The sequence below is a fragment of the Arthrobacter sp. Ha26 genome (assembly GCF_059091705.1).
This window is the reverse complement of record NZ_JBNHGX010000003.1, coordinates 378,513-393,102: the sequence shown is the minus strand read 5'-3', so window position 1 is coordinate 393,102 and position 14,590 is coordinate 378,513. Positions and strand designations below refer to the sequence as shown.

At 63.2% G+C, this 14,590-nt stretch carries 14 protein-coding genes and 1 pseudogene; 9 read left to right on the top strand and 6 right to left on the bottom strand.

What is annotated here, in order from left to right:
- Window positions 1-19: 19 nt before the first annotated feature.
- The 5 genes from AC5RVY_RS10300 (at window position 20) to AC5RVY_RS10280 (ending at window position 6,224) form a co-directional block, all read left to right on the top strand.
- Complete coding sequence (locus AC5RVY_RS10300) at window positions 20-1,024, top strand: carbohydrate kinase family protein (RefSeq protein ID WP_493954604.1); 1,005 nt, start codon at window positions 20-22, stop codon at window positions 1,022-1,024.
- A gap of 73 nt (window positions 1,025-1,097) precedes the next feature.
- Entirely contained in the window at window positions 1,098-1,421 is a 324-nt protein-coding gene (locus AC5RVY_RS10295; protein ID WP_493954603.1) for a hypothetical protein, read from the top strand.
- Between the two features lie 191 nt (window positions 1,422-1,612).
- On the top strand, window positions 1,613-2,737 hold the full coding sequence (locus AC5RVY_RS10290) for a LacI family DNA-binding transcriptional regulator (RefSeq protein ID WP_493954602.1): 1,125 nt from the start codon (window positions 1,613-1,615) through the stop codon (window positions 2,735-2,737).
- Window positions 2,738-3,043: 306 nt separating this feature from the next.
- On the top strand, window positions 3,044-4,708 hold the full coding sequence (locus AC5RVY_RS10285) for a glycoside hydrolase family 13 protein (protein WP_493954601.1): 1,665 nt from the start codon (window positions 3,044-3,046) through the stop codon (window positions 4,706-4,708).
- 388 nt (window positions 4,709-5,096) lie between these two features.
- Complete coding sequence (locus AC5RVY_RS10280; protein WP_493954600.1) at window positions 5,097-6,224, top strand: LacI family DNA-binding transcriptional regulator; 1,128 nt, start codon at window positions 5,097-5,099, stop codon at window positions 6,222-6,224.
- A gap of 275 nt (window positions 6,225-6,499) precedes the next feature.
- Here the strand turns inward: AC5RVY_RS10280 and AC5RVY_RS10275 are convergent.
- The 4 genes and pseudogenes from AC5RVY_RS10275 to AC5RVY_RS10260 form a co-directional block, all read right to left on the bottom strand.
- A pseudogene (locus tag AC5RVY_RS10275) lies at window positions 6,500-7,275 on the bottom strand (IS481 family transposase); the annotation flags it as partial.
- A gap of 284 nt (window positions 7,276-7,559) precedes the next feature.
- Window positions 7,560-8,453, bottom strand: coding sequence for a TrmH family RNA methyltransferase (locus tag AC5RVY_RS10270; protein ID WP_493954599.1), 894 nt, complete (start codon window positions 8,451-8,453; stop codon window positions 7,560-7,562).
- A 7-nt stretch (window positions 8,454-8,460) separates the two neighbouring features.
- Window positions 8,461-9,246, bottom strand: a complete 786-nt coding sequence (locus AC5RVY_RS10265) for a sulfite exporter TauE/SafE family protein (protein WP_493954598.1) — start codon at window positions 9,244-9,246, stop codon at window positions 8,461-8,463.
- 17 nt (window positions 9,247-9,263) lie between these two features.
- Window positions 9,264-10,049, bottom strand: coding sequence for an ABC transporter ATP-binding protein (locus AC5RVY_RS10260; protein ID WP_493954597.1), 786 nt, complete (start codon window positions 10,047-10,049; stop codon window positions 9,264-9,266).
- Between the two features lie 213 nt (window positions 10,050-10,262).
- Between AC5RVY_RS10260 and serB the strand changes: the two genes are divergently transcribed.
- Window positions 10,263-11,156: a phosphoserine phosphatase SerB gene (serB, locus tag AC5RVY_RS10255; protein WP_493954596.1), complete on the top strand. Its 894-nt coding sequence runs from the start codon at window positions 10,263-10,265 to the stop codon at window positions 11,154-11,156.
- An 88-nt stretch (window positions 11,157-11,244) separates the two neighbouring features.
- Here the strand turns inward: serB and AC5RVY_RS10250 are convergent, their stop codons facing one another.
- Window positions 11,245-12,006: an SDR family oxidoreductase gene (locus AC5RVY_RS10250; RefSeq protein ID WP_493954595.1), complete on the bottom strand. Its 762-nt coding sequence runs from the start codon at window positions 12,004-12,006 to the stop codon at window positions 11,245-11,247.
- 126 nt (window positions 12,007-12,132) lie between these two features.
- Window positions 12,133-12,858: a beta-ketoacyl-ACP reductase gene (locus AC5RVY_RS10245; RefSeq protein WP_493954594.1), complete on the bottom strand. Its 726-nt coding sequence runs from the start codon at window positions 12,856-12,858 to the stop codon at window positions 12,133-12,135.
- A gap of 153 nt (window positions 12,859-13,011) precedes the next feature.
- On the opposite strand from AC5RVY_RS10245, the gene AC5RVY_RS10240 reads away from it, so the two are divergent.
- Genes AC5RVY_RS10240 through AC5RVY_RS10230 form a run of 3 tightly spaced genes read left to right on the top strand, consistent with a single transcriptional unit; the run spans window position 13,012 to window position 14,588 of the window.
- Window positions 13,012-13,446 carry a DUF3099 domain-containing protein gene (locus tag AC5RVY_RS10240; protein WP_493954593.1) on the top strand — a complete coding sequence of 145 codons (435 nt, stop codon included), beginning with the start codon at window positions 13,012-13,014 and terminating at the stop codon, window positions 13,444-13,446.
- Window positions 13,443-13,712: a hypothetical protein gene (locus tag AC5RVY_RS10235; protein ID WP_493954592.1), complete on the top strand. Its 270-nt coding sequence runs from the start codon at window positions 13,443-13,445 to the stop codon at window positions 13,710-13,712. The genes AC5RVY_RS10240 and AC5RVY_RS10235 overlap by 4 nt, the downstream gene beginning before the upstream one ends.
- Window positions 13,713-14,588 (top strand): SURF1 family cytochrome oxidase biogenesis protein, encoded by an 876-nt coding sequence (locus AC5RVY_RS10230; RefSeq protein WP_493954591.1) that lies wholly within the window; start codon window positions 13,713-13,715, stop codon window positions 14,586-14,588.
- Window positions 14,589-14,590 lie beyond the last annotated feature (2 nt).

Below are 14,590 nucleotides of genomic sequence, written 5' to 3'. Positions count from 1 at the left end.
GGACTGCAAGGAAGCAACCATGACCACGCGAACCAATGCGGAGGCCCATCAGCAGTTGACCGACCATAGCCTCATCACCGTCATCGGCGAAGCCCTGGTGGATATCATCCACAAAGAGCACCAGCCGAGAGAGGCCGCTGCTGTTCACCCGGGGGGAAGCCCCCTCAATGTAGCGGTCGGCTGTGCGCGGCTCGGCCTCGGAGCAACCTTCATCACCCACTATTCGGAGGATCGCTACGGCCAACTCATCGACGAACACCTCACAAACAACCACGTCGAGGTCATTGTTGGAGGCTCGTCACCCACCTCAACCGCAGTTGCAACTCTGGACGCAAACGGGCTAGCAGAATACGCCTTCTCCATCAGCTGGGAGCTCAGCGGGGCGTCAATCCCCGCGCTGGCAACAGTCCAGAATTCCCTGCACGTACACACCGGCTCCATCGCAACCGCGCTGCTGCCTGGCAGCAGGACAGTACGGGGACTGATGGAAGCAGCACGAAAGCAGGCAACCACCAGCTATGACCCGAACTGCCGCCCGGCGATCAGCTCCAACCGCGCTGAAGCACGAGAACAAGCCGAAGAATTCGTGAAAGCCAGCGATATCGTCAAAGCAAGCGACGAAGACCTCACCTGGCTTTACCCCGACAGGACGGCCGAGGAGTCCGCGCACGCCTGGTTGAGCCTGGGACCGGCTGTCGTGGCAGTGACACGGGGCGCGGTCGGGCCGGTAATGCTCAGCGGCCGCTATTGTGTGGACATGCCGGGAAAGGCTGTCACCGTCGCAGATACCGTCGGGGCAGGGGACTCTTTTATGGCCGGGCTGATCTCCGGGCTGCACCAGATCGGTGCACTGGGGGCGGACAAACGGGAACGCCTTTACGGACTTAACTGGCATCAGTTGCACCTTCTGGCCGACTACGCGAACCAGGCAGCCGCCATCACCTGCTCCCGGCACGGCGCGAACCCGCCCACCTTCGGGGAACTGGGACCCCTAGCTGTCCCATCCCCCGCACTCAAAGGATAGTGCCAACAACGCAGGCAGAAGCTGCTCCTCCGTCCACTCGACAGGACACCAAAAGTAGAAGAAAGGTTTTAGCATGACCAACGAAACGCTCATTGCCGACTTCGTTGTTGCGACTGTGGAAGAGCGCGACCACGAACTGGACCGGGCCCTGATCACAGCCCAGTCCAAGGCGTCCATGGACCGAAAACAAGGCATTCTCGTCACGCGACACCACTTCCGCCATTTCTCAGTGGCGCTCACGGCAGACGTTCCCTACGGCAGCATTCACGAACGGGACGACGCACCTCACGGGCAAGCATGTTCACATGGGAACAGCTCGCAGCCTGAGTGCCGCCCACAGCCGGACCTCACCGCACGACAGCTGCCGCGGCTCAGCAACTCGTTGACCGGCAGTTGACGGCATCATGTACGCCACTGGTGGCCTTCGCGAAGTGATCTCCTGCGGCTCACACCCGGCAATCGGCAGCAAGGTACCCCCGCTCTTCCTGATTGCCGTGCCTGCCATCCTCAAACGACTGATTACTGCCTGATCGGGCACAGGCCTGCCTGTTCCCAGCTGACGATCGCACCTCCAGAAAGGGTTGAGCCGTGCTGACCGAAACTAGCCCAGTGACCATCAAAGACGTCGCAACGCTGGCGGGAATCTCCATCTGTACTGCTTCACGGGCCCTCAGAGGCCTGCCGGGCGTATCCGAGTCCACGTGTGCCAAAGCGCACGAATCAGCAGAGAAGCTCCGCTACCGCGTCCCATCCCCAGCCCGAGGCAGCAACAACAGGAGAGGAGCCGTGGCAGTCGTCGTTCCAACGGCCACACCCTGGTATTTCGCGCATGCTGCCGAGGCGGCCCAGGAGATCATTGCCGACGCCGGTCTGGATCCAGTTCTTATTAGCCTGCGCGGACAGGAACACATTCAGTCGCGACTCTTTGATGACCCAAGGGAACTAGCCCAAACAGTGGACGGCTTCCTGATGATCGACGTCGACCTCACCCCCCAACAGACAGCGGCACTGTCCTCCATCCACCGAGCAGTCGCAAGTGTAGGCATGCACAACGTCCCTTGGGACAACGTGGGTATCGACAACGTCGCTGCGGCAAAGGCAGCCACCAACCGGCTGCTGTCCCTTGGTCACTGGGATATAGCATTTCTGGCCGGTCACCAGACCGGCAACGGCAAGATTAGGGTCGCCGCGGACCGCAGGCAAGGATTCGAGTTGGCTCTTGCCGAGCATGATGCGGTAGCTCATCCGGACTGGGTGATCGAGGCCGGCTACACCCTTGAAGGCGGACGTCAGGCAATGTCAGAACTGATTCAGCATAGGGACATACCCACCGCAGTCTTCGCTGGCTGCGACGAGGTTGCCTTCGGTGCGCTCATGTCCTTGAAGGACCATGGGCTCGCCTGCCCAGAGGACATCTCCATGATTGGTATTGATGATCATCCAATCAGCAGGGTCCTCGGTCTAACGACGATTGCCCAACCAGTCGCCGACGAAGCTGCCTTCGCAGCGACCCTCCTTCTGGACAGGCTTCAGAGACCCACCGAGATCGGAAGCCCCGGGAACCACTACCTCCCCACCGTCCTGACGGATCGCACGACCACAGAACGCAATCGCCCACTTGGCAGCCGTAGCCTAAGTGATCTGCTGCCGGGTTCAAGTGCAGCTTCCTCATGGAGTGGGTTACGACCTGAACTTAGACGGGTACGACACTGAACACCTTGCCTTCTAAGGCGACCTAGTAAACCGAGATCCCTTCCTCGGCGCCCAACTAGTGGATCAGGAAATGGCAATCGAAACCCTAATGAAAGCAATCGGTGAATGGTTTCGGGACGAGTCACCAGAACCGTTTCCCTTGCTCATGCTTTGCAAGGCCCCGCTCATAGGGGGGCTTGCAATACACAGGCTGCCGTTAACCGGGAGCGGTCCAGACCGCCGTCGAAGTCGGTCGTCTGACAACTTATATTTTCACAGCAAATGCGTCCCTCAGTGGCCCGTCCAGTACAGGAGAAAACCCCTTCCATGAGCGAAACCCTGCAGTTCCCGTCCATATTGTCGCTTTCAGCCAACTGGTGGAGGCAGGCCGCCGTCTACCAGATTTATCCGCGCAGTTTCGCCGATTCCAACGGTGACGGACTTGGTGACCTGCCCGGAGTGACCTCCCGGGTTCCGTATCTGAAGGCCCTGGGCATCGACGCTGTTTGGCTCAGCCCCTTCTACCCCTCGGCCCTGGCGGACGGCGGCTACGATGTGGACGACTACCGCAATGTGGACCCTCGCCTCGGTACCTTGGACGACTTTGACGAGATGGCGGCGGCCCTCCACGCGGCGGGCATCCGCCTCATCGTCGACATCGTGCCCAACCACTCCTCCAACCGCCACCTCTGGTTTCAGCAAGCCCTGGCCGCGCCAAAAGGCTCCCCTGCACGGGACCGCTACATCTTCCGAGACGGGCTTGGGCCCAACGGTGAGCTGCCGCCAACGGACTGGACGGGAGCCTTCGGCGGTCCAGCCTGGACACAAATCAGTGACGGGCAGTGGTACCTGCACTCCTTCACGCCGGAGCAACCCGACTTCAACTGGGACAACCCGGAAGTACGCCAAGACTTCCTGGCCACCCTGCGTTTCTGGGCGGATCGGGGTGTGGACGGCTTCCGCGTCGACGTTGCCAACCTGCTGGTCAAAGACCTTCCCGACGACCTGCCCGGCCAGGCCGAACTCGATGCCATGGACCGCACCTCCGGCACCCACCCGCTCATGGACCGCGACGAGGTCCACGAAATCTACGCCGAGTGGCGGAAAGTCTTTAACGAATACACCCCGCCGCGTTTCGCCGTGGCCGAAGCCTGGGTCGAAACTCCCGAACGGCGCGCCAAGTACGCATCTCCTGAGGGCCTGGGCCAGGCGTTCAGCTTCGACCTGCTCGAAGCTGATTTCGACGCGGCCCAGTTCCACCAGATCATCACCGACAACCTCGAACAGGTGCGGCTTACCGGTTCAACCTCCACTTGGGTGTTCTCCAATCACGACGTCACACGCCATGCCACCCGGTACGGCCTGCCCCCGCTGAACGGGCGGAATGTCAAACAGGGCGTCGAATGGGTCAAGGCCGGGGGCCCTGCGGAAGACATCGACTTCGAACGTGGCATCCGTAGGGCCAAAGCCGCCACCTTGCTCATGCTGGCCCTTCCAGGCGCAGCGTACCTCTATCAAGGCGAGGAACTGGGCCTGCACGAGGTCGCAGACATCCCCGCGGAAAAGCGCCAAGACCCCTGTTTCTTCCGCGGCGCCGATTACAACGGCTTCGGTCGTGATGGTTGCCGGGTTCCCCTTCCCTGGGAGCCGGACGGGACCTCGCTCGGTTTCGGCACCAATGGATCACACCTGCCTCAGCCGGAATGGTTCGCCCAATTCGCTGTGAGCGTTGAGGAGAAGGATCCAGGCTCGACCTTGTCCTTCTACCGACGCGCCCTTGCTCTGCGGCACGAGCTCCAAGGTCCGGAGACTCTTGAATGGGACGAGGTCGACGAGAACGTGCTGCATTTCGTGCGGCCCGACGATTGGCACGTTGTGACAAACTTTGGGACAGTACCCGTGGCTTTGCCCGAAGGTGAGGTGCTCATCGCCAGCGCAGAGGTGGAGAACGGAATGCTCTCCAGCGAGGCAACCGCGTGGATCCGACACTGATTCCCCTACTGAGCATTTGCCCCTGGCGTCCGGATGAGTAGCGAAGAGGTGCTGCCACTCATCTGGATGCCGGTGCTTCCTGCGCTTGGCTGGGCGCTCGGCCTGCTGGCCACCGTGCTGCCGCTATATAGCATAGGGCGGCTGCGGCGAAAGTTGCCCGCCCGCACCGCCAAACACGATCATTTTCCCCCGGAAGTGCCACTGGCTGCCGGTGAGCGCCAACCAACCAGGCGATCCTTCAGCCGGAGGACCGATTATCCCCCCTCCCCCCCGGCTTGGGGCCATGGAGCTGAGGTAGTCGAACCGCAGGTCGCCGTCAAATCCCATCCGGAACTTATAAGGCCCGTTCGCGTGCATTTCCGGGTGGGCCGCGGGTCGCTGACAGGAAATGACAGAGGAGGGAAGGATGACATCAGGGGGAGATGGGGCCGGATCGTCGACCCCGCGCCCAGCGCGGGCGACGATCAAAGACGTCGCGGCTCATGCCGGCGTGTCACTTAAGACGGTTTCCAGGGTCATCAATGACGAAAGTGGCGTGAGAGCCTCGACCCGTGAGGCAGTTCGGTCCTCGATCGCGGAACTTGGCTTCCGCCGCAATGCCAGCGCAGCGGGCCTCCGCCAAGGGCAAGCCGGAAGCATAGGGCTTATCGTTGAGGATATTTCGGAGCCGTTCCAATCGGCGATTGCCCGGGCCGTCGAACGGGTTGCGGCGCAAAACGGGCGTTTGCTCTTTACGGCGTCATCATCTGACGATGCAGACAGGGAACGAGAGCTAACTATGGACTTCTCGTCACGCCCTGTGGACGGGTTGATCATTATTCCTTCGAACTTCGACCACGGATACGTCACCAAAGAAATGGAAGCCGGACTTCCGGTCGTCTTCATCGACCGGCCGGCCCTCAACATCGAGGCAGATACCGTCCTTAGCGACAACAGGACAGGTGCAAGGACGGGAGTGGAGCATCTCCTGAGACATGGACATCGCCGGATCGCGTTTGTCGGCAGCAGCGAAGCGTTCTTTAGTGGCTCAGAGCGCCTTTTGGGTTATCAGGATGCGCTGGCAGCTGCGGAAATACCGTACGACCCCGAGCTGGTGGTGCTCGGCCACCCTGACCAGGATCGGATACGAGAACATCTGGCCAGAGCCCAGAGGTCTTCAGATCCACCAACCGCGCTATTCACAGGAAACAGCCTCAACACCCTCGCGGCCCTCCGCGTGCTCGTAGCGTCTCCCGCGCGACCGGCTCACGTAGCCTTCGACGACTTCGAGCTCTTCGACCTCCTCGAACCAGGGATCACTGTCGTGGCTCAGGACCCTCCCGCCATTGGCACGACTGCTGCTCAGCTGCTTTTTCGAAGGATCGCTGGAGACCGAAGCAGTGCCCAGACTGTGCTCGTGCACACACGCCTTATCGAACGTGGCTCGGGGGAAGTAGCGCACCGCGGGAGTACCCAACCTTGCCTGGACGATTCGGGGGGCAGTCCGACTAGTCATCGGGCCAACATCGGTTGCTGACCCCGGACCTCAACAGATCAACAAATTTTCCCTTCAGCTCGCCCGGAGTGTCAGAGCCCCCTGGAGGGTTCGCTGAGAGGTTCACTTTTGTCTAACAACCACGAAACCGTCCATAGCCACCACAAGTCCCGGACGTCATCGTCGTAGGGGACGCATATTCCGACCGTCGTGATCTCTTGGGGGGCCTTCGAACACCCAGGCGGGTCGCCCACCAATGTTGCCTACGGGCTCCGACGCATCGACGTCAACATTGCCCTACCACCTCGCTAGGTGTATTACCCACGGAGGTTGGTGACGCGGCTGGCGGGTGCTTGACCCTTGAGTGAGGTGTGGCCTCGGGTGTGATTGTAGTGATGCAGCCAGGCCGGGAAGGCGGCAACACGCTCGGCTTCTGAGGTGTAGGGCTGGGCGTAGGCCCATTCGTCGAGCACGGTGCGGTTGAACCGTCACAGACTCTGCCGTTGGTTTGTGGCCGGTAGGGGCGGGTGCGTTTGTGCTTGATCGCCGGGCCCAGAGCGTCCTTGAACGCGTATGAGCGGTAGCAGGAACCGTTGTCCGTCAGGACCCGGCTGACGGTGATCCCGGCGGCCTCGAAAGCAGCGTTGGCCCGTTCCCAGAACGCGGCCGCCGTTTCCTTCTTCTCATCGGTGAGGATCTCGGTGTAGGCGAACCGGGAATGGTCATCGACGGCGTTGTGCAGGTAGGCGTACCCTGGCCGCCGGTTCGCATCGGTGCCGGTCTTGTTACGGTTGCCCGCAGCCCGGCCGGCGACACGATGGCCGCCGCCGTCGGGGATGCGGCCGAGCTTCTTGATGTCCACGTGGACCAGGTCCCCGGGCTTCTCGTGCTCGTAGCGGCGGATCACCCTGCCCGTGGCGCGGTCCAGCCAGGACAGGCGCGCCAGACGGTAACGGGAGAGGACCTTGTGGACCGTGGAGGGGTGGATCCCCAGCAGGTAACCGATCCTGGCTGGCCCCCAACGGCGGTTCAGCCGCAGGGCGATGATCCTTCGCTCCCGCCGTGCCGGCGTCCGCCGAGGAGACCGCACCGGCATCTGGCAGCCTTGTTTCCCGCAGCAATCGCGCGAGAAGGGGTGAGGTCCCGGACTTCCCGAGCTCCCGCATCACGGCGGGCGAAAACATCCGAGATAACGCCGCTAGCTCCTGCTTAGTGGAGGTTCTCATAGTTCCCTCCCTGCAAGTTGGTCCCCGTCGAATCAATCATAGTCAGGAGAAGCCTTGACGCGGACATCGACGGACCGCGGTTTACTTCAGGCAATAGGCTTCTGTGGTTCGAATGAACTCAGCTCCGCTTCAGCGCTAGTAGCCACTGACGCTACCGCGTCGCGTAGAAGGCAACCGCGGATGACGCCGCAACATTCAGCGAATCCACCCCGTTCATCATCGGAATTGTAACCCGCGCGTCGAGCACCTGATCAGTCTCTGGTCTCAGCCCCTCCCCTTCGGTGCCGAAGACCAGCGCCAGGTTCTGATGGTCCTGCGCTACCAGCTCATCAAGCGTGATAGCCCCTTCACCGAGCGACATGCCGGCTACGAAGTAGCCTGCTTCCTTGAGGACTTCGAGGTCTCCAGGCCACGACTCGATCCGGGTCCAAGGCACCTGGAATACCGTGCCCATCGAAACCCGGATGGAGCGCCGGTACAGCGGGTCGGCGCACTGGGGCGAGACCAGCACAGCATCGACGCCGATGGCGGCGGCGCTGCGGAAAATCGCGCCTACGTTCGTATGGTCGGTAAGATTCTCAAGCACCGCGATCCGTGATCGTCCTCGAGCAGGACCGTGATTCAAGCCTTGTACTTTGGAACCACTCACATTGGTGTGGTCAACGATGTCCTCCAAGACGGCTACCCGGCGCGCCCCGGCGAGCAGTTCGGGCAGCGGCACCGGTGCGGGGCGCTGCATGGCCGCCATGGCACCGCGGTGGAGATGGAATCCCGTAATCTCCTCCAGCAGGGCCGCGCTGCCGATGAACGCAGGTACATCCGGGTACGCCCCGAGGATGTCCTGGAGATCGTCCAGCCATTTTTCCGCCAGGAAGAACGACCGGGGCTGGTGTCCCGCGGCCAGCGCACGGCGCAGCACCCGTGAAGATTCTGCGATGTACATGCCCTCGGCGGGTTCCCGGAGCTTGCGCAGGTGCACGTCAGTGAGCTGGGTGTAGTCGGTCACGCGTGGATCAGCGGCGGATTCGAGGTAGTGGATTGTCACCGGCTGATTATTTCAGCAGATTGGCGATCATGAATCCGAGCGCCACCAGCCCGAGGGCAAAGATCACGCCGCGCAGCACCGTTGGGGAAAGCCGGCGGCCCACCTTGGCGCCGAGGAGTCCGCCGATGCTGGAGCTGACGGCAATGAGCAGCACAACGAGCCAGTTGATCCGGTCGAACGCGAACAGCAGGTAGGAGATGGCGGCCACGAGGTTCACGCCGAGCACCAGGATGTTCTTCATGGCGTTCGCGTTCTGGATGGTTCCGGTGAGGAAGATACCGAGGATCCCCACCAGCAGGATGCCCTGGGCAGCCACGAAGTAACCGCCGTACACCCCGGCGAGGTAGACCAGCACCACCAGAAGAACGGCGTGCCGCTTGTCCCGGACGGCGTGCTCCGGGTTTTCCTCGCGGTTGCGGACCCAGGCCTGCATGCGCGGCTGGAACACCACCATCAGGAGGGCCAGGACCAGCAGCACCGGGGCGACGTAGTGGAAGACCTTCTCAGGCAGGTGCAGGAGCAGCCACGCCCCGGATATGCCGCCCAGGAGGGACGCGGGAAGGAGCCGCATCAACTGGCGGCCGCGGCCCTTCAGTTCCCGCCGGTAACCGAACGCTCCGGCAGCCGTTCCGAAAACGAGGCCCATGGCGTTGCTCATCGAGGCAACCACCGGCGTGACGCCCAAGGCGATGAGGACGGGGAACGTCACCAGCGTGCCGGAGCCCACCACGGCGTTGATGGTGCCGGCCCAGAGGCCGGCGATGGACACAAAGATGCTGCTGAGGAGATCCAAGGTGCTGCGTTGCCGCGTTAGCGGCGGGCGACGGCGGTGTACCGGCCGGCGTTCTCTGTCACGTCGAGGTCCAGCCCGAAGGTTTCGCTGAGGTTCTCCGCCGTCAGCACCTCAGTGATGGGCCCTGCGGCCACCACTCCGCCGTCGCGCAGCAGCATGGCGTGGGTGAAGCCCGGCGGGACTTCCTCCAGGTGGTGCGTCACCAGGACCATGGCGGGGGCGGCCTCGTCACGGGCCAGTTCTCCGAGCTTGTGCACGAGTTCCTCACGGCCGCCGAGGTCCAGGCCGGCGGCCGGCTCATCCAGCAGCAGCAGTTCAGGATCGGTCATCAGGGCGCGGGCGATCTGGACGCGCTTGCGCTCTCCCTCGGAGAGGGTGGCGAAGGTCCGGTTCAGGAGGGGGCCCATCCCCCAGTCGTTGAGGAGGCGGAAAGCGCGCCGCTCGTCGTCGCGCTCGTACCCCTCCCGCCAGCGGCCCGTCACGCCGTATGCGGCAGTGACCACCACGTTGAGGACGTTCTCGTGTTCGGGAATCTGGGTGGCTAGGGCGGCTGAGGAAAGACCTATCCGGGGGCGGAGCTCAAAGACGTCAACGCGGCCCAGGATCTCGTCGAGGATCCCTGCGGTGCCGCTGCTGGGGTGCATCCGGGCCGCCGCAATCTGAAGGAGTGTGGTCTTGCCGGCACCGTTCGGCCCGAGGATCACCCAGCGTTCGCCGTCGTTGACCTGCCAGTCGATCTTGTCCAGCAGGGTTTTCTTACCTCGGACAACGCTGACGGAGTCCAGTTCCAGAACATCACTCATAGGAGTAGACACTAGGACAAAAAACATAACGACTGATAACTGGTGTGACCAGCCCGACTACGCAAATTCCTGCCGGCAAAACGGTGTGGGGTTCCGGGGCCCGATCGGGCCGGAGATCCGTCGTGCCCCTGCCTGCCTGAGGTCAGCTCCTCGAATGCTGGCGGGACGCAATGAATTCAAGGGACACCCCTCCGGCTCGCTAAGATTGCAGGCATGACTTCGAACGTGACTGCGGTCAGCTATGGCCTGAATGTGACCCCTGCGGGCCTGGAGCAGCTGCGTTCCGTGCTCGTCTCGCAAGGGGCCGCGGTTCTGTCCGAAACCAGCACCGGCGACGACCGCTACCAGGTCAGTGTGGCCGAACTCGGGCTTCCGGATGCCACCGCGGCTGGCCTGGCCAGTATGCGCCGCGCGGTGGCCGAGGCTTCCATCAGCGGATTCGATACAGCGCTGGTTCCGAGCGCTCTCCGCTCCGCCGGCCGCAAACTCCTGATCATGGACGTTGACTCCACCTTGATCCAGCAGGAGGTCATTGAACTCCTCGCTGCCTACGCCGGCAAGCGCGAGGAGGTGGCTGCAGTCACCGAAGCTGCGATGCGCGGGGAACTGGACTTCACTCAAAGCCTCCACGCACGTGTGCAGGTGCTCGCCGGGCTGCCGGCCGACGTCGTCCATTCCGTCCGCCGGGAAGTGAAACTCAGCGAAGGGGCGGCCGAGCTCGTGGCCGCCTTCAAGGCGGCAGGTCACGTGGTGGCCGTGGTTTCCGGCGGATTCAACCAGATCCTGGAGCCGATTGCCGCTGAGCTCGGCCTTGACCACTGGCAGGCGAACGAGCTGGAGATCGTGGACGGCGTCCTGACGGGGAAGGTGCTCGGCGCGGTGGTGGACCGCGCAGCGAAGGAAAAATACCTGCGCGAGTGGGCAGCTGCCGAAGGCATCGCGTTGGAGCACACTATCGCTGTGGGTGACGGCGCGAACGACCTGGACATGCTCGGCGCTGCCGGGATCGGCATCGCGTTTAATGCCAAGCCTGCCGTGCGTGCCGTCGCTGATGCAGCCATCAACATGCCGTACCTCGACGCCGTCCGCCACGTGGCCGGGGTCTGATCCGGGAACCCAGCTGCCTTAACCGCAAGAACGGGCCCACGCCTCCAGTATCTCCTGGCGGCGTGGGCCCTGCTTTCGTGCGTGGAGCCTAGCTGGCCGGCTGGGCGCCCTTGCCGAAGTAGTCGGCACCGCCGGCGTACTCGGTGTGGCCGGATTCGACGTCGGCCGTGGCCATTCCGGCCACCACTTCGGCGAACTCCTCCACGGAGTACAGCTTGCCGGCCTCGGCCCGGCGCGCCTCGATGGCCCCGGGGGTGGAGCGGTCCAGGAGCGTTGCGGTGACCGTGCCTTCGATCATGTCGCCGGACACCACTACCAGGGTGATGCCTTTGTCGGCCAGGTTCGGGATGAGTTCGCGCAGTGCGTCTTCCCCGGCGCGCTTGCTGCGGGCCACCGGCTCGTAGGCCTCCATAGTGGGCACGGTGTTGATGAAGTGCGCCTGGTGGCTGGTGACGAACACCACCCGGGAGCCTTCCTTCATCAGCGGCACGGCGGCGTTGAGCATGTTGACCTGGGCGTCGCGGTTCAGCTTGAGCGCGTAGTCCTCGCCCATTCCGGTCTCCATGCCGCCGGAGGCGTTCAGTACCAGGATGTCCAAGGACCCGAAGTTCTCCATGGCGGCGGAGGCCAGGGCCTGGACGCCCTCCTGGGTGGTCAGGTCAGCGCCGACGGCCACGGCGCGGCCGCCGGCAGCTTCAATCCCCTGCACCACCTTGTTGGCGCGTGGCGCCTTCTGGCGGTAGTTGACCACCACTGCGGCTCCTTGGCCGGCGAGGATCTTGGCTACGTCAGCGCCGATGCCGCGTGATGATCCGGTGACGATGGCGGTCTTGTTGTCGAGCAGTCCCATACGAGCTCCCTTTGTTCGAAACGTCTAAATCGCTGATGGCTTGCTGTCCATCATGCCAGCGCGTATTGGTGATTCGCTTGTGTGAAGTGCACAAAGAAGCACCGCGCACCTAGTGGGCGCAGAAGGTCAGTGGCCCATGCCCAGTCCGCCGTCAACGGGAATGACGGCGCCGGAGATGTAGGCCGCCTCGTCGCTGGAGATCCAACGGACCACGTTGGCCACCTCCGATGCCTCGGCAAACCGGCCCGCGGGGATGCTGGCCAGGTAGTCCTTTTGGGTGGCTTCGGGCAGCTCGGCCGTCATGTCGGTGTTGATGAAGCCCGGCGCCACAACGTTGGCCGTGATGCCGCGGGAACCCAGCTCGCGGGTCAGGGACCGGGCAACGCCCACCAGGCCCGCCTTTGAGGCTGAGTAGTTGATCTGCCCGGGCGCGCCGTACAGGCCCGAGACCGATGAGATGAGGACAACCCGGCCCTTGCGAAGGCGGATCATGCCCTTGGAGGCGCGCTTGATGACCCGGAATGCTCCGGTGAGGTTGGTGTCGATGACCGAAGTGAAGTCGTCTTCGCTCATGCGCAGCAGCAGGGTGTCCTTGGTGATGCCTGCGTTGGCCACCAGCACCTCCACGGGACCGTGGGCAGCCTCCACCTCTTTGAAGGCCGCGTCCACCGAGGCCTCATCCGTGACATCGGCCCGGACGCCCAGGATCCCCTCCGGCAGCTTCGATTCGCTGCGGTAGGTCACGGCCACCTTGTCGCCGTTGGCGAGGAATGCTTCGGCGATGGCAAGGCCAATGCCGCGGTTGCCGCCGGTGACCAGGACGCTGCGGGGGGCGGTAGCTGCTTCAGTCATGTAAAAGCTCCGGGATTCTGCGGCATGGTGCACCGCGGTAGAAGAGGGTGATTTGGTTGACTTTGATCTTAGCGTCCCGCCCCGGCCAGGGTTTGGGCGCCACTGCCAATGGTGAGAGAATTGAGGCAAGCCTTTGGAGCGTGATTAAGCACCGTGACCCTTGAAAACCATGCGGGACATTCCGTGCCTGGAGAACCCGGCCGGTTCTCCGGCGATGCGGAAGTCCACAGCATCACCGAAGCAGGGGCGGCCCATTCTGAGGACATGCACCAGCGCATGGTCAAGTATGCATTGGCCATGGGGATCCGCATGGTGTGCCTGATCATGATCTTCGTGGTGGACGGCTGGCTAAAGATCGTGATGGTTGCCGGGGCGGTCTTCCTGCCCTGGATAGCGGTGGTCATAGCCAATGGCAACGACAAGGCGGAGGGCCACAGCGACCTGCTCCTGGACGCTGCGCCGCTCGCGGAGATCGAGAGCCCGCCCGCTCCCACGGCCGATGATGAGCATGGCAATGAGGTCCTTAAGGGTGAGCTCATCAACGAGGACGACGACGAACCAAACGGGCAGGAGCGGAGGGCATCGTGAGTATTTTCGACTTCGCTGCGGGAACCGATCCCGCCATGGCCGAATCCGCTGCCGTCTGCTCGCGAAAGGCGTGCCGGGCCCAGGCGTCGTGGCAGCTCCTGTGGAACAACCCCAAGATCCATACTCCGGAACGCCGCAAGATCTGGCTGGCTTGCGGAGACCACCGCGAATGGCTTGAGGACTACCTTCAGACACGTGGCTTGTGGAAGGACACCGTGCCGCTCGAAGACCTCCGGGCATCCGGTGCCTTGGAGCAGGACAGCTGAATGTACCGTTTCCTCTTTTCCAGCAAATGGCTGGGCTATCTCCTGCTGGCCGCAGTCTTCGCCTCCGCTTGTGTGTTCCTGGGCCGCTGGCAGATGGACCGCCGCGCCGAGACGCTGGCGGAAATCAACCGGGTGGTGACGAACTATTCAGCCACACCCGTCCCCTTCGCCGATGTCAGGGAAGAGTTCGATCAGCTCGACCCGGCCAGGGAATGGACGCAGGTGGAGCTGAAGGGCTCGTATCTTGTTGACGGGCAGCGCATTGTCAGGAACCGGCCGCTCAACGGCCAGCCGGGCTACGAAGTGGTTGTCCCGTTCCGCCTGGCCACTGGGGAAACCGTGGTGATTGACCGTGGCTGGCTGCCCATCGGCAACAACAATCCCGGCAGCCCCGATTCAGTGCCGGCACCCCCGGCCGGAGAGGTGACCGCGGTGGTGCGTTTGAAGCACCCGGAGCCTGAACTGCAGCGCGGCGCGCCGGAGGGCCAACTGGCGTCCATCGACCTCACTGCGTATTCAGCGAAGCTCGGCTATCCGTTGCTCACTGGTGCGTACGGGCAGCTTGCTTCGGAGACGCCGTCCGCCGCCGAAATGCCCGTGGCGTTCCCGAAACCGTCCACCGAGGAGGGAACGCACCTTTCCTACTCGCTGCAGTGGTTCGCCTTCGGTGTGCTGATGTTCGTGGGCTTTGGGTACGCCGCACGGCAGCAGGCACGTAACGCGGCGATTGACGCCGAGGACGACGACGAGTCCCCCGAGGGTGCGCTGCACTCGGCCGCCGCGGCAGCCCGCCGTCGTCCGGCCCCGCCGCGGAAGCGGAAAAAGGCAACGGCCGAAGAAGAGGAAGACGCCCTCCTGGACGCGCAGGGTTTCTGACA